Below are 24544 nucleotides of genomic sequence, written 5' to 3' on the forward strand. Positions count from 1 at the left end.
AATTAAAAATTGATTGTTATGAAAACTACAATACAACGCAAGATAAACAGTGTATCTAAATTTTTATTTTTTTTAGTATCTGTAGTCGGAATTGCGCAAACTGAAAAAACCGTCCCCGTATTTAAAGATGGTGAAGCACAAATTGTAGAAGGTTTTAGCAATCCTGATAAATGGATAAGACACGATTTATTTGTAGAGACTACTTTTGATACTGATGGCGATGGCAAATTAGATCGCATGCACGTTAGCGTTACTAGACCAGAGCAAACTTCTACTGAAGATTTAAAACTACCAGTTATATTGTGCTCTAGTCCGTATTACGCAGGCACAGCTACTGGCGCTGAAGAAGGTTTATTTTGGAATGTAAAGCATGAACTTGGAGAAAAAGCACCAGAACGTTCTCACCCAGAAGTAAAACGTAGAGGACAACGCCCAATAATATCTAACTCACATATACAAAAATGGGTTCCTAGAGGATATATAGTTGTACATACATCTGCTCCTGGAACAGGTTTTTCGCAAGGTGCGCCAACAGTTGGTGGCCCAAATGAAGCTCTTGCCCCAAAAGCAGTTATAGATTGGCTTTGCGGACGTGCTAAAGGCTACGCATCTCCAGATAATAGCGAAGAGGTTAAAGCTTTTTGGTCTACTGGTAAAGTAGGTATGACAGGAACATCATACAATGGGACAATTCCGCTTGCTGCTGCAACTACTGGTGTAGCTGGTTTAGAGGCTATAATACCTATTGCACCAAACACATCATCATACCACTATTATCGTTCTAATGGTTTGGTTAGAAGTCCTGGAGGTTACTTGGGTGAAGACATAGATGTTTTGTATGATTTTATACACAGTGGAGACCCTGAAAAACGTGCTTACAATAATAAAACCATTAGAGACACAGAGCTTAGAAATGGTATGGATAGGGAAACTGGAGATTTTAATGATTTTTGGGCTGGTAGAGACTACCTAAATAAAATGGCTCCTATGAAAGCTGCTTTATTAATGTCTCATGGCTTTAACGACTGGAATGTTATGCCAGAACATAGCTACCGTATTTATAAAGCTGCCACAGAAAAAGGCTTACCTACACAAATATACTACCACCAAAACGGACACGGCGGACCGCCACCAATAAAAATAATGAACCGTTGGTTTACACGTTATTTACACGGTGTAAAAAATGGTGTGGAAAGTAACAAAAAAGCGTGGATTGTTCGTGAACATGATACTCAAGACAACCCTACTCCCTATGATGCATACCCTAATCCTAATGCTTCTGACATTACTCTGTATTTAAAAAACGGAGCTCCTACACAAGGAAAATTAGTTTTAGAGCCTACAAAAAAGCAAGCTCCAGAAACTTTAATAGATGACCATAACATTGCTATGGAAGATTTAGCGCAAGCTGCTTCATCAAAAAACAGGTTAGTATTTACTACACCTACACTAACAAATGATGTTCATATATCTGGATTAGCATCTATTACCATAAAACTTGCAAGTAGTAAACCTGCTGCAAACTTATCTGTAGCTTTAGTTTCTTTACCTTGGAACACAACTGAAGGTGCTGTTATTACAGACAATATTATTACTCGTGGTTGGGCAGATCCTCAAAATCACAAATCTATTTCTGAGAGCAAGCCTTTAAAACCTGGTAAATTTTATACTATGACTTTTAATTTTCAGCCAGATGACCAAATAATAAAAGCAGGACAGCAGATAGGATTAGTTGTGTTTTCTAGCGATAATCAATTTACTATTTTACCTAAACCTGGAACAGAATTATCTGTAGACACTAATAACACAAAAATTACTTTACCAATTGTAGGCGGACAAGAAGCATACAAAAAAGCGGTAAACTAATAATAATTATGGAAGATAGAAATTCGCTTACATTTAAAGGTTTTTTAAAAGTAATGTCTGTTATGCACATTGCTTTTTCTGGCGGACTAATACTATTTACAGCAATATTATATTTTCAGCAAGAAAAATGGACGTATAGTATTCCTGTAAGTAGTATACATATTGTAATTACTCCTCTTGTTGCCATTACAGGCATTTTTTTAGGTAATTACATTTTTAAAAAGAAAATTGAACCCGTTTTAGGTAAAAAATCTTTAAAACAGAAACTAGAGGTTTATCAATCTGCATTATTAACCAAATATGCTTTTATAGAAGGTGCTGCCTTTATTAGTTTGCTTTTTGCTTTATACAACAGTAATTTATTTTACTTATTTATTACTATCGCTGTTATTATTTACTTTTTATTTTTAAGGCCAACAAAAGGTAAAATAGAAAAACAACTACAACTTAAAGGAGAACAAAAGGAACAGTTTAAAAGAGAAAATGATGTAATAACTTAACATTAATTACACCCATTTTTACGTCTTGTATCTATTAGATAAATAATTTTCCACTTACCATTATCCTTAAATAATTGAAAAGAATTTACACCACAGTGACTAAATTTTCCATTTAACCAAAATTCATACTCTGTCCAAGCATTGGCCATATCTCCATCTACCTTGATACTATAAGAGGTTAGCTTTTCTCTAAAGTTTACTTCTTTAGGTATGCTTACAATGTTTTTAATAAAATCTGAATAATTCTCTGTTTTTAGAACTGTATTACCATCTTTATCTACCCCTATAGTTTGTAATATAACAGTGTTAGTAGCTACCGCTTTTAATTGCATAGAATCTTGCTTATGAAAAGCATCAAAAAACAAGTTTATTGTATTTTTAACTTCAACTTCATTAGCTTGTGCAGATACAAAAACATTAAATAAGATTGTAAATACCAGTAAAATATTTTTCATCATATTAATTTTTATCAATTTATAAAAAATATATCACATTCTTAAGTTTGATAAACGCCATAATTCTTAATCTTTTTTCATAATTTTAGACCATCTAAACTAAATAAACTTACAATGTCAGTTGCCAAAAAAGAATACAAGAGAGTTACTGTAAAGTCGCTCATAGATATGAAAAAAAACGGAGAACGTATCTCTATGCTTACTGCTTATGATTACTCTATGGCTAAGATTATAGACGATGCCAATGTAGATGTAATTTTGGTTGGTGATTCTGCTAGTAATGTAATGGCTGGTCATGAGACTACATTACCTATTACGTTAGACCAGATGATTTACCACGCCTCTTCTGTAATACGAGCTATAAACAGATGTTTGGTTGTTGTGGACATTCCTTTTGGTAGTTACCAAAGTGACCCTAAAGAGGCTCTACGTTCTGCAATACGTATTATGAAGGAAAGTGGCGCACACGCTATAAAAGTAGAAGGTGGTATAGAAATTAAAGATTCTGTAAAACGTATACTCAATGCCGGAATACCTGTTATGGGGCATTTAGGATTAACGCCACAATCTATCTATAAATTTGGTACTTATACCGTAAGAGCTAAAGAAGAGGCTGAAGCTAAAAAACTTAAAGAAGATGCCTTATTGTTGCAAAAACTAGGATGCTTTGCTATTGTTTTAGAAAAAATACCTGCTAACCTTGCCAAGGAAGTAGCTGCAAGCTTAACAATACCAGTTATTGGTATTGGTGCTGGTGGTGATGTAGACGGACAAGTATTGGTTATACACGATCTTTTAGGTATGACAAAGGAATTTAACCCTCGCTTTTTAAGACGTTATATGAACTTATATGAAGAAATGGGTTCTGCTATTTCGCAATACGTAGATGACGTAAAAACTAAGGATTTCCCTAATGAAGAGGAACAATACTAAGTAGTTAATACAAATTATCAATAGCTCTTTTTAGAATATATTTTAAATGAAAACCGTTTCTACTCCTCAAAATCTTCAGGTATTATATGAAGACAATCACCTTATTGCTATTAATAAACGTGTTGGTGATATAGTACAAGGAGACAAAACTGGTGATGCTCCTTTAAGCGATATTGTAAAAGCTTATATTAAAGAAAAATATAACAAACCAGGCAATGTATATCTTGGTGTAGCACATAGATTAGACAGGCCAACTACTGGCATTGTAGTCTTTGCAAAAACATCTAAGGCACTACCTCGTTTAAACAAACTTTTTGCAGAAAAAGATGCTAAAAAAACTTATTGGGCTGTTGTTAAACAGCAGCCTAAAAAGCAAAAAGATACACTTGTAAATTGGCTTAAAAGAAATACAAAACAAAATAAATCTTACGCCAATATAAAGGAAGTTCCAGATAGCAAAAAAGCAATTTTAGATTACTCAATTCTTAAAAAGCTAGACAATTATTACCTATTAGAAATAAATTTACAAACCGGAAGACACCATCAAATTAGATCTCAATTATCTGGTATTGGTTGCCCTATTAAAGGCGATCTAAAATACGGATTTAACCGAAGTAATTCTGATGGAGGCATACATCTACACGCTCGTAAATTATCTTTTATTCACCCAGTTAAAAAGGAGCCTTTAGAAATTATAGCTCCTTTACCTAAAGATCCTATTTGGGATGCTTGTTCTTAGTTTACCTTGTTAATTTTTTAGCTTTTTCGCGTACAATTTCACCAACAGGTTTATTGTATAAATGACTCTCTAACCAAGAGATAATATCTAAATATAAAAAGGCTCTTTTCTCGTATGGATGATTCTCATACTTTTTTAACTCGGTATGCAATTTTTTAAACTCGTTACGCAAATCTGTTGGGTAAATGTCTCGTAAGTTTCTTAAAAACTTTATCATCTCCTTTTGTACAGCGTGCATATCATTCATCTTAATTAAGAATTTATAAGTACTTTTTAACTGTACCTCTAAATGGTAATCCATACCTGCTTCATAATGTGCAACCAGACTTAAAACACGAGAAAAACACATAAGATCTTCTCTCATTTTTAAGTTTTTATTATTTATAATTTTCTTTAAATACTGTATACATAATTTATTATCACCAACACCAAAATACAAACAAGCACACTTGTAATAAAGCAACATTATATGATGCTCATCTATACGGTCTTTATGCTTATTAATGCCATATTCTACAATACGTACCAAGTATAAACCTTTTTCAAAAGTACCTTCTAAAAAGTGCTGATTTAGTTTGTTAGAATTTAAATACAAGAAAGCCAGCGAAGAAATATTATCATTTTTAGGAAAACTTTTACTCTCTATCATTGCTTCCATTTTTGTTAATGTAGCTTTAAATTGAGTACTATACTTTACGTAAAACAAAGATTCCAGTAAATAATGGTTACCTTTTAAAAAGAATACTGGATTTAAGTAAATCATATCCTTATTTTCATAAAAAAGATCTACCCATTTATTAGCGTATTTGTAACAAGATAAAAAATCCTGTATTAAAAAACTATACCATAAATATGCTTTGTATAACCATAGTTTTTCTCTAAAACCTAAATCTTCAATATTGTAAATTGGCAAATGATCATTAAAGTAGGTTTTTACTTTTTTTAAGTCTTCATCACTACGTACATACCCTACTTTTAACATCATACCATACAACTGCAAAGACAAGTTGCTAAGCTTACTTGTCATTACATTATGCGCAGACAACTCTTTAGCTTGTACAGCCAACTCATTAGCCCTGTCAGGAATACTACGCGTTATATATTGAGTTTCAATTACTTTTTCTAACTCTACTATTTCATAAGCTATATTTTTTTCCTCGTTTTCTATAGCTATACCTTTTACTTTATCTAAAAGTTTTAAACTCTGTTTATATAATCCCTTTTGATATAAAATAGTAGCAAAATCTAACTGCTCTCTAATTTGAACACGGATATTTTGATTAACTGGATTTAATCTAAGACTAACAAGAATTTGCTTATATAGGTGTGCTTTTAAGTTAGATAGCTGTGCTTTTTTTACAATACCACTATCTAAAATAACTTTTTCGCTATAGGTTTTTGCTTTATCTAAAAGATTAAAAAGAGATAAAAACTTGGCATCTGTATTAACCCCTAAGCGTCCTACATACAATTTAAACTGTCGCTTTTCTGACTTAGAAAGTGACTTTACCAATACAAACAAGGCATCTTTATGAGGAGTTGTCATCGTAAAAAAATGAATTTAAATAACTGATTATCAATTGATTAACATTTCAAAAAAGCACTTAAACGTTGTAAATGTTTTTTTGCTGATTCAATATTAATAATAAAGGACTATATATTCGTATAGCAGCCCAAAATTAAATAAAATAAAATGAGTAAAGATAAAGTTCAAATATTTGACACCACACTAAGAGACGGAGAGCAAGTCCCAGGATGTAAGTTAGACGCTAAGCAAAAGCTAATAATAGCAGAGCGTTTAGACTTATTAGGGGTAGATGTAATAGAAGCTGGTTTCCCAATATCTAGCCCAGGAGATTTTAATTCTGTAATGGAAATATCTAAATTAGTTAAAAATGCAACAGTTTGTGGTTTAACTAGAGCTGTAAAAAAAGATATAGAAGTTGCTGCAGAGGCTGTAAAATACGCTAAAAGACCAAGAATACATACTGGTATTGGAACATCTGACTCGCACATAAAGCACAAATTTAATTCTAACAAGGATCAAATTATAGAAAGAGCTGTGGCTGCTGTAAAATACGCAAAAACATTTGTTGAAGATGTAGAGTTTTACGCAGAAGATGCAGGTAGAACAGACAATGAATTTTTAGCAAGAGTATGCACAGAAGTTGTAAAAGCTGGTGCAACTGTATTAAATATACCAGATACAACTGGATATTGTTTACCTGAAGAATACGGTGCTAAAATGAAATACTTATATGAAAATGTAGAAGGCATTCACAAAGCAATTTTATCTTGTCACTGTCACAACGATTTAGGTTTAGCAACTGCAAACTCTATTGCTGGTGTTATGAATGGTGCAAGACAAATAGAATGTACTATTAACGGTATTGGAGAACGCGCTGGTAACACTTCATTAGAAGAAGTAGTTATGATATTAAGACAGCATCCAAACCTTAATTTAGATACAGATATTAATAGTAAACTACTTTATGATACTAGTTTAATGGTATCTAGCAAAATGGGAATGCCAGTGCAACCTAACAAAGCAATTGTTGGCGCAAATGCATTTGCACATAGTTCTGGCATACACCAAGACGGCGTAATTAAAAACAGAGAGACTTACGAAATTATAGACCCTGCAGATGTTGGCGTTAACGAATCTTCTATAGTACTTACTGCACGTAGTGGTAGAGCCGCTTTAGCTTACAGAGCTAAAAATATTGGTTACGAACTTACTAAAACACAATTAGATGTGGTTTACACAGAGTTTTTAAATTTTGCTGATAGAAAAAAAGAAGTAGTAGATGAAGACATACATGAAATAATAAGTGTCTGTAACATACAAATAGAAACAACCGTATAATATGAATTTAAAAATAGCTCTTCTTGGCGGTGATGGTATAGGACCAGAGGTTCTTGCACAAGCTGTTAAATGTCTACAATCTGTAGAAACTACATTTAACCACCATTTCACCTTTTCCCCTGCCTTAGTTGGCGCTACTGCTATAGACCAAACTGGTAATCCGTTGCCAGATGAAACCTTAGAAATCTGTAGAAACTCAGATGCTGTTTTATTTGGTGCTATTGGCGCTCCTAAATATGATAATGATCCTAATGCTAAAGTTCGCCCAGAACAAGGTTTACTTAAACTTAGGAAAGAGTTAGGCTTGTTTAGTAATGTTAGGCCTGTACATGTATACCAGAGCCTAATAGACAGATCACCGCTAAAAAAGGAAATTATTTCTGGAGTAGACTTTACCATTTACAGAGAATTAACTGGTGGTATCTATTTTGGAGAAAAAAAATTAAACGAAAAAGGAACAGTTGCATCTGACCTTTGTGAGTATTCTGAAAAAGAAATAAGCAGAATTGCTCATTTAGCATTTAAAGCGGCAAAAAACAGAAGAAAAAAAGTAACACTTGTAGATAAAGCAAATGTATTAGAGTCTTCTAGATTATGGCGTAAAGTAGTTACTAGAATAGGTGAAAGTTATCCTGAAATAGAATTAGACTTTTTATTTGTTGATAATGCTGCTATGCAAATGATATTAAATCCATCACAGTTTGATGTTATTTTAACTAACAATATGTTTGGCGATATTATTTCTGATGAAGCTAGCGTTATAACTGGTTCTATTGGTTTACTTGCCTCTGCATCTGTAGGTGCAGAAAATGCAATGTTTGAGCCTATACACGGTTCTTTTCCGCAGGCAACGGGCTTGGATATTGCCAATCCAATTGCCGCTATATTATCTGCCGCAATGTTACTAGAACATCACGGTTTAAATGAAGAAGCACAAGCCATACAAATGGCTGTAGAAAATGCTATTATTAATAATGTTGTTACATCAGATCTAAATCCAGATAGCACATTAGGAACAGATTATGTTGGCGATTATATTGCTAACAGCATTGTAGATACAGATGAATATTTACACTTAAACAACGAAAACATAGGCTTAGGAAAATCTACTATTATTTAGTAGATTTTTCCTTTAATAAGCTATTTATTGTTTGCGTAAAATCGGTTTTAAATTCTGTGTATTTTTCTCCTGTAGCAGGCCCATTAAACCCTGTGTGTATTTTACGCACATTACCACTTCTATCAATTAGTATTGTTGTTGGGTAAGACAAAATATGATTTAACATTGGTAATTTCTGTTGTGCCTTTTGCTTGCTAGAATTACCATATTGCGCCAATAAAATAGGATACTCTACTCCTATTTTTTCTTTTAAACGCTTTATTTTATTAAAAGCACTTTCTTTTGTTTTAGCATATTCAAAAGCTAATGAAATTATTTTTAAATCTTCATTTTTATTGTCTTTTAAAAACTGAGTTAAAAACTTTGTTTCATCTAAACAATTAGGGCACCAAGTACCCATAATTTGTACTATTACCACTTTATTTTGATAAACCTTATCACTTAAAGAAATGGTCTTGTTATTTACATCAGGAAAAGAAAAATCTAACTTTTTATAACCTTCATTTAAATAGGTAAGTGTGGTATCTGCAGGCAGCTCATAACTTTCGTTTCTTTTTGCTAAAAAAGGTTCTTTAAAATGATTACCAGAATAAAAAGTTCCTTCTAAAACCGAATCTGTTAATTTACCAGTAAACAAAAACGCATGTGCACCATCAAAAGTAGAAAGTTTTAAAGAGTCGCCATCTACAACCCCTCTAAATACCTATAATCACCCGTAGTGGTTCTAAAAGTACCTGTTACTTTAGTATTATTCTGTTTAAAAACACCTTTAGCAATGTAACTATCTTCTGTTTCTGGACTAAAAATAGTCTCCCAAACTCCACTAACATTTTTATTTGGAGTTTTATCCACTTTAAATCGTTCTACATCATTATTAAAAACAGCTTTAAACGGCACTACCCTATCTAAACTTTCTTTAATAAAACTTCCACTAATTTCTGTAGCTGTAAATTTTCCTTTTAAATACCCTTCAAAAACCGGCATTTTAATCGTTATAGAATCGTTTTCTATACTAATTTCATCTACATCTATTACTTCCTCTGCATTAAAAACTTGTATTGCAATTACATTTTTATCGTTATAATTTAATGCAAAAATAAAGGGTAGCACCTCATTATCTTGCACTTGCAGTTGAGCCAACCATTTACCTTCTTTTAATTTTTCTGTTTTAGGTGTTGAACAAGAATAAACAAAAAATAAAACAATAGTTAACAGTCCTAATTTCTTCATAATAAAGTGGTTTTTGTAAAAATCGTAATATAAACTAAAAGCTTACAATAAAAAATGGAAAATGGTTTAAATATGTGTTGAATGTCTTTACGCATTGTCCTATCTTTGGGGCTTTAAATTTTTAGAATGAAAATATCTTACAACTGGTTAAAACAGTTTTTACATATTGATTGGGAAGCTGATAAAACGGCAGAATTATTAACAGATTTAGGTTTAGAAGTAGAAGGCATTTCTGAATTTGAAAGTGTTAAAGGTGGACTAAAAGGTATTGTGGTTGGGCACGTATTAACATGCGTAAAACACCCTAACGCAGATAAACTAAAATTAACTACTGTAGATATAGGCGCAGATGCTCCTGTACAAATAGTTTGTGGCGCTCCCAATGTAGACAAAGGACAAAAAGTACCCGTTGCTACTATTGGCACTACCCTTTACACGGAAGAGGGTGAAGCTTGGAAAATTAAAAAGGGAAAAATACGTGGTGAAGAAAGCCACGGAATGATTTGTGCTGAAGACGAACTTGGTTTAGGCAAAGGTCATGATGGTATTATGGTTTTAGCAGAAGACTTAAAACCTGGAACTCCTTGTTCTGAAATTTTTGAAATAGAATTAGATACCGTTTTTGAAATTGGTTTAACACCAAACCGAGCAGATGCAATGAGCCACTTTGGTGTTGCAAGAGATTTAAGAGCCGGATTAATTCAGCAAGAGATTAAAAAAGAATTAATTACACCTCCTGTAACAAATTTTAATGTTGAAAATAGATCATTAAAAGTTGCTGTAGATGTTTTAGATAAAGATTTAGCACCTAGATATTGCGGTGTAACCATAAGTAACTTAGAAGTTAAAGATTCTCCTGATTGGTTAAAAAACAGGTTACGATCAATAGGGTTAACTCCTAAAAACAACGTTGTAGATGCTACCAACTATGTACTACATGAGCTAGGACAGCCATTACACGCTTTTGATGCTAACAAAGTTAAAGGTCACAAAATAGAAGTTAAGACTGTTGCTGCTGGTACAAAATTTACAACCTTAGATGATGTAGAAAGAGAACTACATGAAGAAGATCTAATGATATGTGATGAAGAAAAACCATTATGTATAGCTGGTATTTTTGGAGGCAAAGACTCTGGAGTAACAGAAAATACTACTGCAATATTTTTAGAAAGTGCTTATTTTAATCCTGTTTCTGTACGTAAAAGTGCCAAAAGACACGGTTTAAATACAGATGCTTCTTTTAGATTTGAAAGAGGTATAGACATACAAAATGTAGAATATGCATTACGCAGAGCAGCTTCATTAATTAAAGAAATTGCTGGTGGTGATATTACATCAGACATTGTAGATCTTTACCCTAAAAAAGTTGAAGATCACGAAGTATTTTTAACGTACGAAAAAATTAACAAGTTAATTGGTCAAAACATACCAGGAGAAACAATAAAATCTATTTTAACATCCTTAGATATTAAAGTAAAAAATGTTTCGGAATCTGGAATGGGACTTGCCATACCTTTTTACCGTGTAGATGTACAAAGACAAGTAGATGTTATTGAAGAAATTCTTAGAGTTTATGGTTATAACAACATTAACTTTACAACAAAACTTAATGCATCTATAGCTTCTACATCTAGGTTTGAAGATTATAAGTTACAAAACGTAATTGGAAACCAATTGGCTAGTCAAGGTTTTTATGAAATTATGGCAAATAGCTTAACAACTATAGACTATAATAAACACTCTGAAAACTTAAAGGATGACAACTCTGTTGTTATGCTAAACCCTCTTAGCTCTGACTTGTCTGCATTAAGACAGTCTATGCTATTTAGCGGCTTAGAAGCAATATCACACAACATAAACAGAAAGAGTCTAAATCTAAAGTTTTTTGAATTTGGAAAAACGTACCATAAATTTTTAGACAAAAGAATAGAAAATAAGCATTTATCTTTATTCTTAACAGGCAAACAGGAAGATGACAACTGGTATGCTACACAAAACAAATCAGATTTCTTTTACCTAAAATCTTATATAGAAACTGTTTTTAGTAAACTTGGAATACTTAAAACAAATTCTTCTCCTGTTGAAAACGATATTTTTCAAGAAGGTTTAGTATTAAAATCTAAAAAACTTACTCTTGTAGAGTTTGGTGTTATTAAACCATCTATTACATCAGATTTTGATATAAAACAAGAAGTATTATTTGCAGATTTTAACTGGGATAATATTATAAAGTTAGCAGCAGAAAATACAGTTGCATTTAAAGAAATTAGCAAATACCCTACTGTAAAAAGAGATTTTGCTTTATTGCTAGATACAAAAGTTAACTTTAAAGATCTTTATGATATAGCTTTTGAAACAGAAAAGAAGTATTTAAAAGAAGTTAATTTATTTGATGTGTACACAGGAGATAAACTTCCTGAAGGTAAAAAATCTTATGCGGTAAGTTTTACCCTGTCTGACGATAAAGACACATTAAAAGACAAGCAAATAGATAAAATTATGTCTAAGCTTAGAAACAACTACGAGAAAAAGTTAGGAGCAGAATTAAGATAGTATCTTAAATCTGCTTTGGCAAAATTACGCTGTCTATAAGATGCATTACACCATTACACTGTTCTGCATCTGCAGCTGTAATTTTTGCAGAATGCCCTAAAGCATCTGTAAGTATAATATCTGTACCTTTCATTGTAGCAACAATTTTTTTACCTTGTATAGTAGTATAAGTTGCAACACCATTACCCTGGCACATTGCCTTTAAAATTTTTGATGCAGATATTTTACCTGCAATTATATGATAAGTAAGTAAAGAGGTTAAATCTTTTTTATTTTCACTTTTAAGCAACTTAGTTATTTTCTCTGACGATATTTTACTAAAAGCTTTGTCATTAGGTGCAAACACCGTAAAAGGACCATCGTTACGTAACAAGTCTTCTAAATCTGACCCTTGCATTGCTGCCAATAAAGTCTTATGTGTTTGTGATTGTTGTGTATTCTCTACAATGGAAAAATCGGGGTTCATCCCTTGATTTGCAGTAGTTGTAGAAGAATTTTGAGCTGATAAATAGCCTGCAGATACTAAGGCTAGTAGTAGATGAATTAGGGGGAATTTCATACGAATGTAAAAGTAAATATAATTAAGATTGTCGGTGAACAGTGAAGTTCACCGACAATATACAACTTTTACATTACTGTACAACTATAAAATGTGTATTTTATCGATAAGATAACCTTAAATTAAGATTGGTACAGCTTTTCTCTTTGCTCTTTTATAGACTTATCAGACATATACTCATCAAAAGTTAAGTATCTATCTATAGCTCCATTAGGCGTCAACTCTATTATTCTATTAGCAACTGTATTAGCAAACTCATGATCATGTGTAGTAAACAATACTGTTCCTTTAAAGTTTTTTAATGAATTGTTAAACGCAGTAATACTCTCTAAATCCAAGTGGTTTGTAGGCTCATCTAGCATAACAACATTAGCTCTAAGCATCATCATTCTACTTAACATACAACGCACTTTTTCACCTCCGGAAAGTACTGTACATTTTTTTAACCCTTCTTCTCCACTAAAAAGCATTTTACCCAAAAAGCCTCTAATGTGTACTTCTTCTCTTTCTTCTTCAGTTTTTGCCCATTGACGCAACCAATCTACTAGGTTTATTGGTTTATTAAAGAAATCTGAGTTATCTGCTGGCAAATAAGATTGTGATGTTGTAACACCCCATTGAAATTCACCTGTAGTAGCTTGTTTGTTATTATTTACAATTTCATAAAAAGCAGTACTTGCTCTAGAATCTTTAGAAATTATAGCTACCTTATCTCCTTTGGCTAAATTTATATTTACATCTTTAAAAAGTAAATCACCATCTTCTGAGGTTGCTGAAAGATTTTCTACATTTAATATTTGATCTCCGGCTTCTCTTTCTCTTTCAAAAATAATTGCAGGATACCTTCTACTTGATGGTTTAATATCATCAATTTTTAATTTAGAAAGCATCTTTTTTCTAGACGTTGCTTGTTTACTTTTTGCAACGTTAGCACTAAAACGCATAATAAACTCTTGTAGTTCTTTTGCTTTTTCTTCTGCTTTCTTATTTTGTTGTGCCCTTTGTCTTGCTGCAAGTTGACTACTCTCATACCAGAACGTATAGTTACCAGAATACAAGTTTAGTTTACCAAAATCTATATCACCTATAGAAGTACAAACAGCATCTAAAAAGTGTCTATCGTGAGATACTACAATTACAGTATTATCATAACCAGCTAAAAAGCGCTCTAACCAATTAATGGTTTCATAATCCAAGTCGTTAGTAGGCTCATCCATAATTAAAACATCAGGACTACCAAATAAAGCTTGAGCTAATAACACACGTACTTTTAATTTTGAATCTAAATCTGCCATTGAAGAAAAATGAAACTCTTCAGATATACCCAAGTTAGACAACATTGTAGCGGCTGCACTATCTGCATTCCAACCATCCATTTCTTCAAAAAGAACTTGCAACTCCCCTATTCTGTCTGCATTAGCATCATCATAATCTGCATAAAGGGCATCAATTTCTTTCTTAATTTTATATAATGGCTTATTACCCATTACCACTGTTTCTTGCACTGTAAACTCATCATAAGCATTGTGGTTCTGCTCTAGAATAGACATTCTTTTTCCTGCCTCTAAATGTACGTGTCCAGAAGTGGCATCAATTTGCCCAGATAGTACTTTTAAAAAGGTAGATTTACCAGCACCATTGGCACCAATTATACCATAACAATTTCCTTGAGTAAAAGTTACGTTAACATCATCAAAAAGGATTCTTTTTCCAAATTGAACAGATAAATTAGATACTGATAGCATAGTTTTATTTTAAAATTTGTGCAAAAATAGTGAATTTAAACCCCTAATACCAATACATTTTAACCAATAAACTATGTATTTCATCTTTGTATTAATTTTTTTAACTACACATTAACAATAGTACACCCTAAGGTTCATTAAATTTGTGTGTAACGTTAGCTATTACTATATGAATAAATTTTTACTCTTTCTTTCCATTTCTTTATTAATAAGTTGTGGTGAGAAACAAAAAAACTCCCCATACATATACTTTGCTGGTGAAATTGTAAACCCCAAAAACGACAGTGTTGTCTTATATAAAGATGACCGTAAAGTTTGCTCTAGAAAATTAGACAATGATAATAGGTTTGCTTTTGAATTAGATTCTTCTGCTGAAGAAGGTTTATATCATTTTGGGCATAAAGAAGTACAATATATATACTTAGAAAAAGGAGATAGCCTATTAATACGAGTTAATACGGTAGATTTTGATGAGTCGTTGGTATTTGATGGTATTGGTCAAGAAATAAATAACTTTTTACTTGAAATGTTTTTGATTCATGAGAATGAAGAATTAAACATTGTAGATAAACTATATGTTTTAGAGCCTAAAGCATTTAGTAAAAAAGTTGACTCCTTACACAGTATAAAAATAAATGCATTAAATAATTTAAAGATTGATGCTAATTTATCTGATAACGCGGTAACAATTGCTAAAACAGGAATAGATTACACTACCTATTTATACAAAGAAAAGTATCCTTTTAAACACAGAAGAGCTTTAAAAGAAAAGGCACTTATGCAACCGCCTGAAGATTTTTATGCTTATCGAAAAGATCTTACATACAACAACCCAAATTACACTTACATTACTCCATATTATAATTTTATGAAGCAACACTTTGGAGGTATGTCTTATATTAATTGTAAAGAAGGTTGCGAGCTAAATGGCAGTTACTACATAAACCAATTACATTTTAGCGAACACCAGCTTAGGCTTATAGACAGTATGGTTGGAGAAAAAAATTTAAAAGACAACCTAATAAGAAATGTAGCTTTAAATTACCTTTTACGTTCTGATGATACTTATGAGAACAACAAGGCATTTATGACAGACCTACATAAGATTGCTAGCAAAAACAAACATATAGCAGAAATAGATTCTTTATTTGTTAATATAGAAAAACTACAACCAGGTTCAGTTTTACCAGGAATATACGTTCAGAATATTAACGGAGAACAAAAGACACTAAAAACAATTAGCGAAGAACAAAAAAATGTAGTTTTTTACTTTTGGATGGGAGAAAATAATATTCATTTTAAAAATATCATAAACCGTGTGAATGATTTAAAAGAAAAAACCAAAAACAACTACACTTTTGTTGGTATAAGCTTAAGAACAAATAAGAAAAACTGGGAAAATATTGTAAAAGCTAACAACTTAACCAAAGAAACTCAGTATAGAGCAGATGATTTAAAAAAGATAAACAATGCTTTAATAATAAACGGTAAGCTTAACAGAGCTATAATAACTAAAAATGGTAAAATTACTAATGGCTTTGCTAATATGTATGGTCAGTTCTAGAGAGTAAAAATCATAACTTATATATAACAAAAAAAATCCCCTAGAATTGCTTCTAGGGGATTTTTTTATATTAGAAAAAGAAATGTTAGTTTCCTTTTTTGTAATCTTCTAAAAATTTAGCCAATCCGCTATCAGTTAAAGGATGTCTTAACAAACCTTCTATAGATGACAAAGGCCCTGTCATAACATCTGCACCAATTTTAGCACAATCTATAACGTGCATTGTGTGCCTTACAGATGCGGCTAATATTTCTGTTGGAAAAGCATAGTTATCATAAATATGTCTAATTTCTGCAATAAGATTTAAACCATCTGTAGAAATATCATCTAACCTACCAATAAAAGGAGAAACATAAGTTGCACCAGCTTTTGCTGCTAATAATGCCTGACCTGCAGAGAAAACCAAAGTAACATTAGTTCTAATTCCTTTATCAGAGAAATACTTACACGCCTTAACACCGTCTTTAATCATTGGTAATTTAACAACAATTTGCTCGTGTAGTTCAGCCAACTCAGTACCTTCTTTTATCATTGCTTCATATTCCGTAGCAATAACTTCTGCAGAAACATCACCATCTACAATGTTGCAGATATCTACATAATGTTTTAAAATATTATCTCTACCTGTAATGCCCTCTTTGGCCATTAAAGAAGGGTTAGTTGTTACACCGTCCAAAACACCTAGTTCTTGTGCTTCTTTTATTTGTGCCAAATTTGCTGTGTCAATAAAAAATTTCATCTTTTTGTTATTTTAAAAATTATGATTTAAATAATAGGTTCACTGTTAATCAGCTTATTTTACAATTTCTGCAAAATTACAATTTGTAATGATTCAATAATAATTTTTCATATGTTTTATCTGGCAAAATACTCTTTAAAAACAATGAAAATTTCTGCATAAAAGCACCTACTTTGTAATGCACTTTTGGCTTTTTTGTATTTATTATCTTAAACACCATTTTAGCAACTTGTATTGGATCCTCGCCAGAATCTACATGTTCATTCATTACCTGTAATGTATTACCATAAGGAGTTTTATAAGCAGAATCATTTAAAAGAGGTGCATGGTACCTACCAGAAGCTATATTTGTAGCAAAATCTCCCGGCGCAACAGTTGTTATATGCACCCCAAAATCTTTAACCTCCATACGCATTGCCTCTACCACAAGACCTAAAGCACCTTTACTTGCAGAATAAATTCCTCTGTAAGGCAAGCCCATATAGCCAGCTATAGAAGTAATATTTATAATTAGACCATTGTTTTGCTTTCTCATTTGCGGCAAAACAGCCTTCATTAAGTGTATTGGTCCGTTTAAGTTAATATTAAACGCATTTAAAATTTCTTCGTTAGGAGTTTCTTCTATTGGTCCAGTTATACCAACACCAGCATTGTTAACCAAAACATCTAATCTCCCCTCTTTTTCTATCACAAAAGAAACGGCAGACTTTATTGTTTCTGGTTTTCTAACATCTAAATCAACTAAATTAAAATGATTAAAATCTGGATATTTTTCTTTATTCCTTGTTGTACCATATACGGTATAGCCTTTAGCAGTTAAATATATACCTATAGATTTACCTATACCTGAAGAACCGCCTGTTATTAAGACTACTTTATTACTCATATTACTTTAAATAATTATGAGTGCAAATTAACAAATAAATAAAGGATGGTGGAAATTATGCTTTGCTAAATTTAGCGCATAAAAAAAGGCAAGCTACCTACATCGCACCGCTCAACCGCGTACCCTTGCTGCGTTCCCACCCTGGGGGATTAAACAGGAGCTGGTCGTGTAGGACTTGCCGGTTGCAAATATACAATCTTTTAAATTTTTCGCAATCATTTTTCATTCTAATTTTAATTAAATACCTTGCTAATACTAACACCATTATTATGAAAACACTTAAGCTTTTAACTTACAGCGCACTAACAGTTTTATTATTTTCTTGCGGAGGAGCAAATACTCCTGCTTCTAGCCTATTTGAAATTCAAATTACCGGCAAAAAAGCTAAATTTCACCAAAATGAAACAGTAAATATTAACCTTAAGAACAAAAAAAACAAAACTATTAATGCTATAACATACACTATAGATGGTGAAAAAGTTGAAGTAAATAATAATAAATTAGTATTAGATTCTAAAAAAGTAGGCAACAAAACTATTACCGCAGAAGTAAGTTATGATGATACTACAGCTAAGGTTTCTAAAAAAATAACCGTGTTTGCTGGTACATCACCTAGTATTTATACTTATGAGATTTTAAATGAGTATCCGCATAATCCAAACTACTTTACTCAAGGCTTAGAGTTTTACAAGGATACCTTATATGAGAGTACTGGAAAGAGAGAGAAATCTGTATTGGTAAAAAAAGATTATAAAACAGGTACTATTTATAAGGAGCATAAATTAAAAGATACCCAGTTTGGAGAAGGTATAACTATTTTAAAAGATAAAATTTACCATTTAACGTGGCAAAGCAACATTGGATTTGTTTACGATGTAAATACTTTTAAAGAAATAGACCAATTTACATACGGAAAAAGTAGAGAAGGCTGGGGTTTTTGTAATGATGGAGAAAAATTATATAAGAGTGATGGTTCCGAAAAAATATGGACATTAAATCCTGATACTTTAATTGAAGAAGATGCTATTGAAGTATATACAAATAGTAAAAAACTTATTAAAATAAATGAGTTAGAGTATGTTAATGGAAAAATTTACGCTAACACTTGGCAATCTGGCCAAGATGTAGCTGTAATTATAGATCCAAAGAGTGGTGTTGTAGAGGGCATAATTAATTTTAACGGTTTAAAAGATAAGGTTACAAAAACTGATGATGTAGATGTTTTAAATGGTATTGCATATAACCCAACCACCAAAACATTTTTTGTTACTGGTAAAAATTGGGATAAAATGTTTGAGGTAAACATTTTAAAAAAATAAATAGTGAAAATCTACAACAAAACTATTACTGTCACCGCAGATGATTTAGACGATTTAAACCACGTTAATAACGTTAGGTATTTGCAGTGGGTACAAGATATATCTAAAGAACATTGGCAAGCATCTGCTAGCAAAGAAATACAAAATAACCATATGTGGGTTGTTAGCACTCATTTTTTAGAGTATAAATCTGCTGCTGTTTTAAATGATGTTATTAAGGTTAAAACCTATATTAAAAAATCTGAAGGAGCAATATCTATTCGTATTGTAGAAATGAAAAATGCAGAAACAAACAAACTTATTTTAAAATCTAAGACAGAATGGTGCCTTTTAAATGCTAAAAGCTTAAAACCTATACGTGTATCAGAAAAAATAAAGAATATTTTCATTGATACCAATCAATAAAATATAAAATTCTACTCCTTATCATATAGCAATCATTTGTATTACTATATAATAAGGATATTACAAACTACCATTACAGTTTAAAAAACTTCACTCTTAATTTCTTTTTTAAACAAACCAAAGTGACTCTAAAATTTTACTAGTAAATAATAAAAATTTATCATCTTAAAATTAATGCTTACAGTTTTCTAGAAAACAATTAATTATTCTATTTTCCTTTTCATTTGTAAGTTTTTACCCCTAAAAGGCAAAAAAAGGGACATTTTAACACTCAAAACCACAAAAAATTAGAGGTTTACGTGTAATCTGTTTCATAAATGTATATGTAATTTTATGCTAGAGAATATTAGCAATGAATTACTCATACACAATAATAGGTAACTCTGCTTCTTCTAATTTGCAACTTCAGCATTTTTTAGAAGAGTATAATGACTTTATGTGTGTAGATATTTCAGAAAATTCTAACAGTGCATTAAATAGTATTTTAAAATATAGTCCTGATATTATTTTCGTTGACCTACAAAAAAATGCTGAAGAATATTTTAGAATGGTTTCAGATTTATATCAATATATAAATAACATTCCTTTAATAATAGGTGTAAGTAAAAATAAGGAACACGCCTATGATGCTATAAAGAATGGATTTTTTGATTATTGGCTACTACCATATAATGAATTTGATATTAGGAAATCTGTTTTAAAAATAAGAAAGCAAACTCCTGTAAAGGAAACTTCACCAACATTATGTCTTCAATCTTATAAAGATTACCAATATATTGACACTTCAGATATATTATATTTAAAAGCAGACAACAACGCCACAGATATATACTTGCATAGTGGTAAACGAATAAGCGCTTTTAAAACATTAAAGACATTTGAAAACAAATTACCCGAAAATTTCATAAGAATACATCAAAGTTACATCATAAATAGCAGCTACGTATCCGGAATTAATTACGGAAAAAGCGTATGCGTCATAAGAAAAAGTGATGTAAAACTACCCTTTTCAAAATCATACAAAGAAAAAATAGATACTATAAAGAATAAGATTAGTAAAAATGCTATTTCTACACATAATTAATCAAATACTAATAAAAATAAACTATAGACTCACAAAAACCAACTACATACTAATGAAAATAAATTCTTACTATTTTTATAAGATATTGATTATACTTTAGCAAAGCAATAAAAACATATTTAACCTAAAACAAAAATTATGAAAAACCTAATTAACCTACTTGCCTTGTTTATTTTCAGTCTATTATTATTTTCTTGTGATGCTGATAGTAACTCTAATGATGCTCTGTATGAAAATGTAAGCCTTACTGATGATGATGAAATAGAAAGACCTAAGGGAAGTGGCGGAGAAGCAGTTACAGATGATGATGAAGTAGAAAGACCTAAAGGCAGCGGAGGTGTAGCAGCTACAGATGATGATGAAATAGAAAGACCTAAAGGTAGTGGTGGTTCTGTGGATTAAATATCAACTAAAAAATAAAAAAGTAAAGCCTTAAATGTTAAATTTAAGGCTTTTTTTATACCTTAGACTATTCTAAAAATTCAATTTTCGTGCAAAAAATATGTACTCTACTTATTATAACTACATTACTCTTTTCATGTAAAAATGAAAAAGAAAAAATAGAGACCACAGTTAATGTAAAATACGAGCAAAAAAATAGTGATACAACCAATTTACTACAACATAAAAAAGATTCCTTGTATAGAAAAAGGTTACACTCATTAGCTTATACATATCTAACACAAAATGATTCTCTAAAATTTAGAAAAACGAACCAAAAAGTAATAGAGTTATCTAAAAAACAATACGACTCTACCCTATTATCAAATGCATACTGGGATTTAGGATATTTTTTTGAAAAAGCAGTAAAAATAGACAGTAGTTATTTTTACTATTTACAAGCTCAAAAAATTTTTAATTTACAAGGTAATGCTATAAAAGAAGGTAAAGTGCTTCAATCTATCGCTTTTATACAATCTAATGTTAAGGACTATAGAGGTAGTGAAATTTCTACCATAAAAGCTATTGAATTATTTGACAACAAAAAAGAAACAGATATAGATTTATATCACTCTTATAACAACTTAGGGTCTGTTACTAATGCTTTAAAAGAACATGATAGAGCCTTAAAATATTACAACAAAGCTCAAGAATACTACAAAAAAATAAAACCTAAAAGCAAAATAAATACTGCATTAGTTAATAATATAGCAAATGTATATAGAGATAAAGAAGATTATAATAGCGCCATTAAAAACTACGAAAAAGTACTAGCTGTAGATAGCCTATATGAGAAAAAAACTTTGTTCTACGCTAAAGTATTAGACAATTACGCCTACACAAAGCTAAAACTAAAAGATACTGTTAATGTAGAGCAACAACTATTACAATCATTAAATATAAGAGATAGTTTAAATGACATTTCTGGTTTAGCAGTGAGTCACTTCAACTTAGCAGAGTTTTATATTCTAAAAAAAGATACTTCAAAGGCTTTAGATAATGCTAAAAAGGCTGAAGAATATTCATTAAAAACAAAAAACAATAAAAGATTATTACAGGCTTATGACCTACTCACATCTATAGACCCTATTAACGCCAGTAGTTATGCACATAAATACATTGTGTTAAACGATAGCTTAATTGCAGAAGAAAGGTTACTACAAGATAAGTTTACCAGAATTAAATATGAAACAGACGAAGTTTTAGAAGAAAAAGAAGTTTTAGAAGAGCAAAAACAGCTACTTATATACATAGTTATTGGTGCACTACTACTGGCTTTTGCAGTTTTTGTAATTGGTAGTCAATATATAAAAAATCAAAAATTAAGGTTTGAACAAGAGCAGCAAGAAACCAACTTAGAGACTTTTAATCTAATGCTAGATCAAAAAGGTAAACTAGCAAAAGCTAAACAAGAAGAGCAAATAAGAATATCTCAAGAGCTACATGATGGTGTTTTAGGCAGTTTAACAGGAATAGGTTTAATATTAAAAGCTACTAACAAAAGAGCAGACCAAGAAGCCATTGATGAACGCTTAGATCTTATAAAACAATTACAAGAAACAGCAGAAGAAATTAGAACAATTTCGCACACCTTAAGTGCTGCTTCTTCTAAAAAAATGCAAAACTTTACAAATTCTATTATTGAATTACTACATAACACTGGCAAAGCTTCAAACATAAAAACAGGTTTTACATTTGATAATAAAATAGATTGGGATCATTTAAATGCTGAAATTAAAATTAACCTTTATAGAATGATACAAGAAGGGGTTCAGAATTGTGTAAAATATTCTAAAGCAGAAAATATTTTATTAGATTTAAGTATGAAGAATTCAAATTTATCAGTAATTTTATCTGATGACGGTGTAGGTTTTAACCTCCAAAAGAAAAAAAGAGGCATAGGGCTTAAAAATATATTTTCTAGAGCTAATAAAATAAACGCTAAAGTAAATATTGACAGTACATTAGGAAATGGAACAAAAATTCACATTTCTATACCGCTAGATAAAAAAGATACATTTAATACATAACCCAGATCAAAGTTTAATAAAATATGCGAACCCTAAAAATATTAGCTGTTGATGATCATCAACTTATACTAAAAGGATACCAGTATACATTTGCAGATATAAACCCAGCTAAATATAATATAAACTTAACCACAGCAGGTAGTTACCAAAAAGCAAAACAATTAATAGAATCTAACATTTTTGATGTTGCTTTTTTAGATATTCAGATAGAAAGGCCTGATAAAGATAATATTGATGGTAATAAAACAGGAGAAAACCTAGGAATACTTTTAAGAGATATTTCACCAAAAACAAAAATAATATTTCAATCTTCATTTAGTGATAGTTTAAGAATTAGTAACATCTTTTCATCAGTAAATCCAGATGGTTACATTGTTAAAACAGAAGTTAACGAGGAGGTTATAGAAAAAGCATTAGACAATGTTTTAAACGACAGCACCTACTATTCTAAGTCTGCTATAGATGTTTTTAGAAAAACAATGACTAATAACATTATGATTAATGAAGATGATAAAGAAATTCTTTACCGTTTATCATTAGGTATAAAAACTAAAGATTTGGTTGACTATGTAAATTTATCTGTTACAGGTATAGAAACAAGAAAACGTAAATTAAAATTTATTTTTGATATTGAAAATGAAAACGACCTTGCTTTAATTAACGAAGCAAAAAGGAGGGGTTTTATTTAAAAGCTTGTAAGTACCAACTTACCTTGTTAAAAAATTTAACATATTTTTTGCCGTTTGAGCTAATAACCTCAAAAAATCCAAGGTTTACGTATAATCCAAACTCAAAAAATCATCATAGTTTTGTAGTAAGTATAACCTACAATTCATACTATGATGCCTAACCCATCGAGATATAAAGACATACGGTATTCTAATAACGTCCCAGAATGCATATTAGAACAACTAGAAATTTTTAGGAATGAACTAGAGAAAGCATATTTCTCTAAAGTTCTAATTAGAGTATTAAATAATAAGCCTGATGCCTATGAAATTGGAATAGAATTTCAATCTAACTTTTGGTTATCTGAAAGCGTTTGCTATTATAATAACTCTAATTGGCTAAAAGACAAGTTAGATATTAACTCATCTAGATTAGAGCAATTTTATAAGAGCTTAGAAAAACTAAGGTGTAATACAGAACAATTTGTAGATATAGCAGAATGCGCAATATATTTAGCAGATACATCTGTAATTATAAGTAAGGTGTGCACTAACAGTATTATAAACAGTTTAGATGCTATATTAGATACGTTAGTTACTAATGTAGAGTGTTTAATGACTGAAAATTTAGAGCTACCTACAGAAATACACTTACCAATTTTATCTGAAGATAATATAAACTTAACCAATAATATAACTGAAAAATCTTACTTCGGGTTCTGGGGACTTTATTATGAGTCTGAAGAAGATGCCGTTATTTATGATGTGCGCAACAACAGCACAAATAGAGGTGACCTATTTATGATAGATCATATATAATAAATGGAAAACCAATTAAGGTT

23 protein-coding genes and 1 other RNA gene are annotated in these 24544 nt (G+C 30.9%); 15 read left to right on the forward strand and 9 right to left on the reverse strand.

What is annotated here, in order from left to right:
- The first annotated feature begins 18 nt into the window (after window positions 1–18).
- Window positions 19–1866, forward strand: a complete 1848-nt coding sequence (locus AX016_RS13990; RefSeq protein ID WP_100896200.1) for a Xaa-Pro dipeptidyl-peptidase — start codon at window positions 19–21, stop codon at window positions 1864–1866.
- Window positions 1867–1874: 8 nt separating this feature from the next.
- The gene (locus AX016_RS13995) at window positions 1875–2366 is read left to right on the forward strand and encodes a hypothetical protein (RefSeq protein ID WP_100896201.1); all 492 of its coding nucleotides are present in this window, start codon (window positions 1875–1877) and stop codon (window positions 2364–2366) included.
- Between the two features lie 2 nt (window positions 2367–2368).
- On the opposite strand, the gene AX016_RS14000 is transcribed toward AX016_RS13995, so the two are convergent.
- Window positions 2369–2821, reverse strand: a complete 453-nt coding sequence (locus tag AX016_RS14000) for a nuclear transport factor 2 family protein (protein WP_100896202.1) — start codon at window positions 2819–2821, stop codon at window positions 2369–2371.
- 114 nt (window positions 2822–2935) lie between these two features.
- On the opposite strand from AX016_RS14000, the gene panB reads away from it, so the two are divergent.
- Together panB and AX016_RS14010 are read left to right on the forward strand one after the other, a co-directional pair.
- On the forward strand, window positions 2936–3754 hold the full coding sequence (gene panB, locus AX016_RS14005) for a 3-methyl-2-oxobutanoate hydroxymethyltransferase (protein WP_100896203.1): 819 nt from the start codon (window positions 2936–2938) through the stop codon (window positions 3752–3754).
- Window positions 3755–3800: 46 nt separating this feature from the next.
- Complete coding sequence (locus AX016_RS14010) at window positions 3801–4493, forward strand: RluA family pseudouridine synthase (protein WP_100896204.1); 693 nt, start codon at window positions 3801–3803, stop codon at window positions 4491–4493.
- A gap of 1 nt (window position 4494) precedes the next feature.
- Here the strand turns inward: AX016_RS14010 and AX016_RS14015 are convergent, their stop codons facing one another.
- Complete coding sequence (locus tag AX016_RS14015) at window positions 4495–6039, reverse strand: hypothetical protein (RefSeq protein WP_100896205.1); 1545 nt, start codon at window positions 6037–6039, stop codon at window positions 4495–4497.
- A 147-nt stretch (window positions 6040–6186) separates the two neighbouring features.
- Here AX016_RS14015 and AX016_RS14020 point away from each other — a divergent pair, with 147 nt between their 5' ends.
- The gene (locus AX016_RS14020) at window positions 6187–7359 is read left to right on the forward strand and encodes a 2-isopropylmalate synthase (protein ID WP_100896206.1); all 1173 of its coding nucleotides are present in this window, start codon (window positions 6187–6189) and stop codon (window positions 7357–7359) included.
- A 1-nt stretch (window position 7360) separates the two neighbouring features.
- Window positions 7361–8479 carry a 3-isopropylmalate dehydrogenase gene (gene leuB / locus AX016_RS14025; RefSeq protein WP_100896207.1) on the forward strand — a complete coding sequence of 373 codons (1119 nt, stop codon included), beginning with the start codon at window positions 7361–7363 and terminating at the stop codon, window positions 8477–8479.
- On the opposite strand, the gene AX016_RS17440 is transcribed toward leuB, so the two are convergent.
- On the reverse strand, window positions 8472–9116 hold the full coding sequence (locus AX016_RS17440; RefSeq protein ID WP_330400381.1) for a peroxiredoxin family protein: 645 nt from the start codon (window positions 9114–9116) through the stop codon (window positions 8472–8474). The genes leuB and AX016_RS17440 overlap by 8 nt on opposite strands.
- Window positions 9117–9163: 47 nt before the next feature.
- Window positions 9164–9709 carry a hypothetical protein gene (locus AX016_RS17445; protein WP_330400382.1) on the reverse strand — a complete coding sequence of 182 codons (546 nt, stop codon included), beginning with the start codon at window positions 9707–9709 and terminating at the stop codon, window positions 9164–9166.
- Window positions 9710–9835: 126 nt separating this feature from the next.
- On the opposite strand from AX016_RS17445, the gene pheT reads away from it, so the two are divergent.
- Window positions 9836–12262 (forward strand): phenylalanine--tRNA ligase subunit beta, encoded by a 2427-nt coding sequence (gene pheT / locus AX016_RS14035; RefSeq protein ID WP_100896208.1) that lies wholly within the window; start codon window positions 9836–9838, stop codon window positions 12260–12262.
- 4 nt (window positions 12263–12266) lie between these two features.
- Here pheT and AX016_RS14040 read toward each other — a convergent pair whose 3' ends face one another.
- Together AX016_RS14040 and AX016_RS14045 are read right to left on the reverse strand one after the other, a co-directional pair.
- Window positions 12267–12821: a fasciclin domain-containing protein gene (locus tag AX016_RS14040; RefSeq protein WP_100896209.1), complete on the reverse strand. Its 555-nt coding sequence runs from the start codon at window positions 12819–12821 to the stop codon at window positions 12267–12269.
- Window positions 12822–12943: 122 nt separating this feature from the next.
- The gene (locus tag AX016_RS14045) at window positions 12944–14566 is read right to left on the reverse strand and encodes an ABC-F family ATP-binding cassette domain-containing protein (protein ID WP_100896210.1); all 1623 of its coding nucleotides are present in this window, start codon (window positions 14564–14566) and stop codon (window positions 12944–12946) included.
- A gap of 169 nt (window positions 14567–14735) precedes the next feature.
- Between AX016_RS14045 and AX016_RS14050 the strand changes: the two genes are divergently transcribed.
- A complete protein-coding gene (locus tag AX016_RS14050) occupies window positions 14736–16130 on the forward strand; it encodes a thioredoxin-like domain-containing protein (RefSeq protein ID WP_100896211.1) in 1395 nt (464 codons plus the stop codon).
- A gap of 85 nt (window positions 16131–16215) precedes the next feature.
- Here AX016_RS14050 and fsa read toward each other — a convergent pair whose 3' ends face one another.
- The 3 genes from fsa to ffs form a co-directional block, all read right to left on the reverse strand.
- The gene (gene fsa, locus AX016_RS14055; protein ID WP_100896212.1) at window positions 16216–16869 is read right to left on the reverse strand and encodes a fructose-6-phosphate aldolase; all 654 of its coding nucleotides are present in this window, start codon (window positions 16867–16869) and stop codon (window positions 16216–16218) included.
- 76 nt (window positions 16870–16945) lie between these two features.
- Window positions 16946–17755: an SDR family oxidoreductase gene (locus AX016_RS14060; protein ID WP_100896213.1), complete on the reverse strand. Its 810-nt coding sequence runs from the start codon at window positions 17753–17755 to the stop codon at window positions 16946–16948.
- A gap of 83 nt (window positions 17756–17838) precedes the next feature.
- Window positions 17839–17936: signal recognition particle sRNA small type (ffs, locus tag AX016_RS14065), an RNA gene on the reverse strand.
- An 88-nt stretch (window positions 17937–18024) separates the two neighbouring features.
- Here ffs and AX016_RS14070 point away from each other — a divergent pair.
- The 7 genes from AX016_RS14070 (at window position 18025) to AX016_RS14100 (ending at window position 24521) form a co-directional block, all read left to right on the forward strand.
- Window positions 18025–19074 (forward strand): glutaminyl-peptide cyclotransferase, encoded by a 1050-nt coding sequence (locus tag AX016_RS14070; RefSeq protein ID WP_100896214.1) that lies wholly within the window; start codon window positions 18025–18027, stop codon window positions 19072–19074.
- A gap of 3 nt (window positions 19075–19077) precedes the next feature.
- Entirely contained in the window at window positions 19078–19479 is a 402-nt protein-coding gene (locus tag AX016_RS14075; RefSeq protein WP_100896215.1) for an acyl-CoA thioesterase, read from the forward strand.
- 352 nt (window positions 19480–19831) lie between these two features.
- Window positions 19832–20563 (forward strand): LytR/AlgR family response regulator transcription factor, encoded by a 732-nt coding sequence (locus tag AX016_RS14080; RefSeq protein ID WP_100896216.1) that lies wholly within the window; start codon window positions 19832–19834, stop codon window positions 20561–20563.
- Window positions 20564–20701: 138 nt separating this feature from the next.
- Window positions 20702–20965, forward strand: coding sequence for a hypothetical protein (locus AX016_RS14085; RefSeq protein WP_100896217.1), 264 nt, complete (start codon window positions 20702–20704; stop codon window positions 20963–20965).
- 89 nt (window positions 20966–21054) lie between these two features.
- Entirely contained in the window at window positions 21055–23034 is a 1980-nt protein-coding gene (locus AX016_RS14090) for a tetratricopeptide repeat-containing sensor histidine kinase (protein ID WP_100896218.1), read from the forward strand.
- Window positions 23035–23057: 23 nt separating this feature from the next.
- On the forward strand, window positions 23058–23723 hold the full coding sequence (locus tag AX016_RS14095; RefSeq protein WP_100896219.1) for a response regulator: 666 nt from the start codon (window positions 23058–23060) through the stop codon (window positions 23721–23723).
- Window positions 23724–23873: 150 nt separating this feature from the next.
- Window positions 23874–24521, forward strand: a complete 648-nt coding sequence (locus tag AX016_RS14100; RefSeq protein ID WP_100896220.1) for a hypothetical protein — start codon at window positions 23874–23876, stop codon at window positions 24519–24521.
- The last annotated feature ends 23 nt before the right edge of the window (window positions 24522–24544 follow it).

Source organism: Cellulophaga sp. RHA19 (assembly GCF_002813425.1).
Classification (GTDB): domain Bacteria; phylum Bacteroidota; class Bacteroidia; order Flavobacteriales; family Flavobacteriaceae; genus Cellulophaga.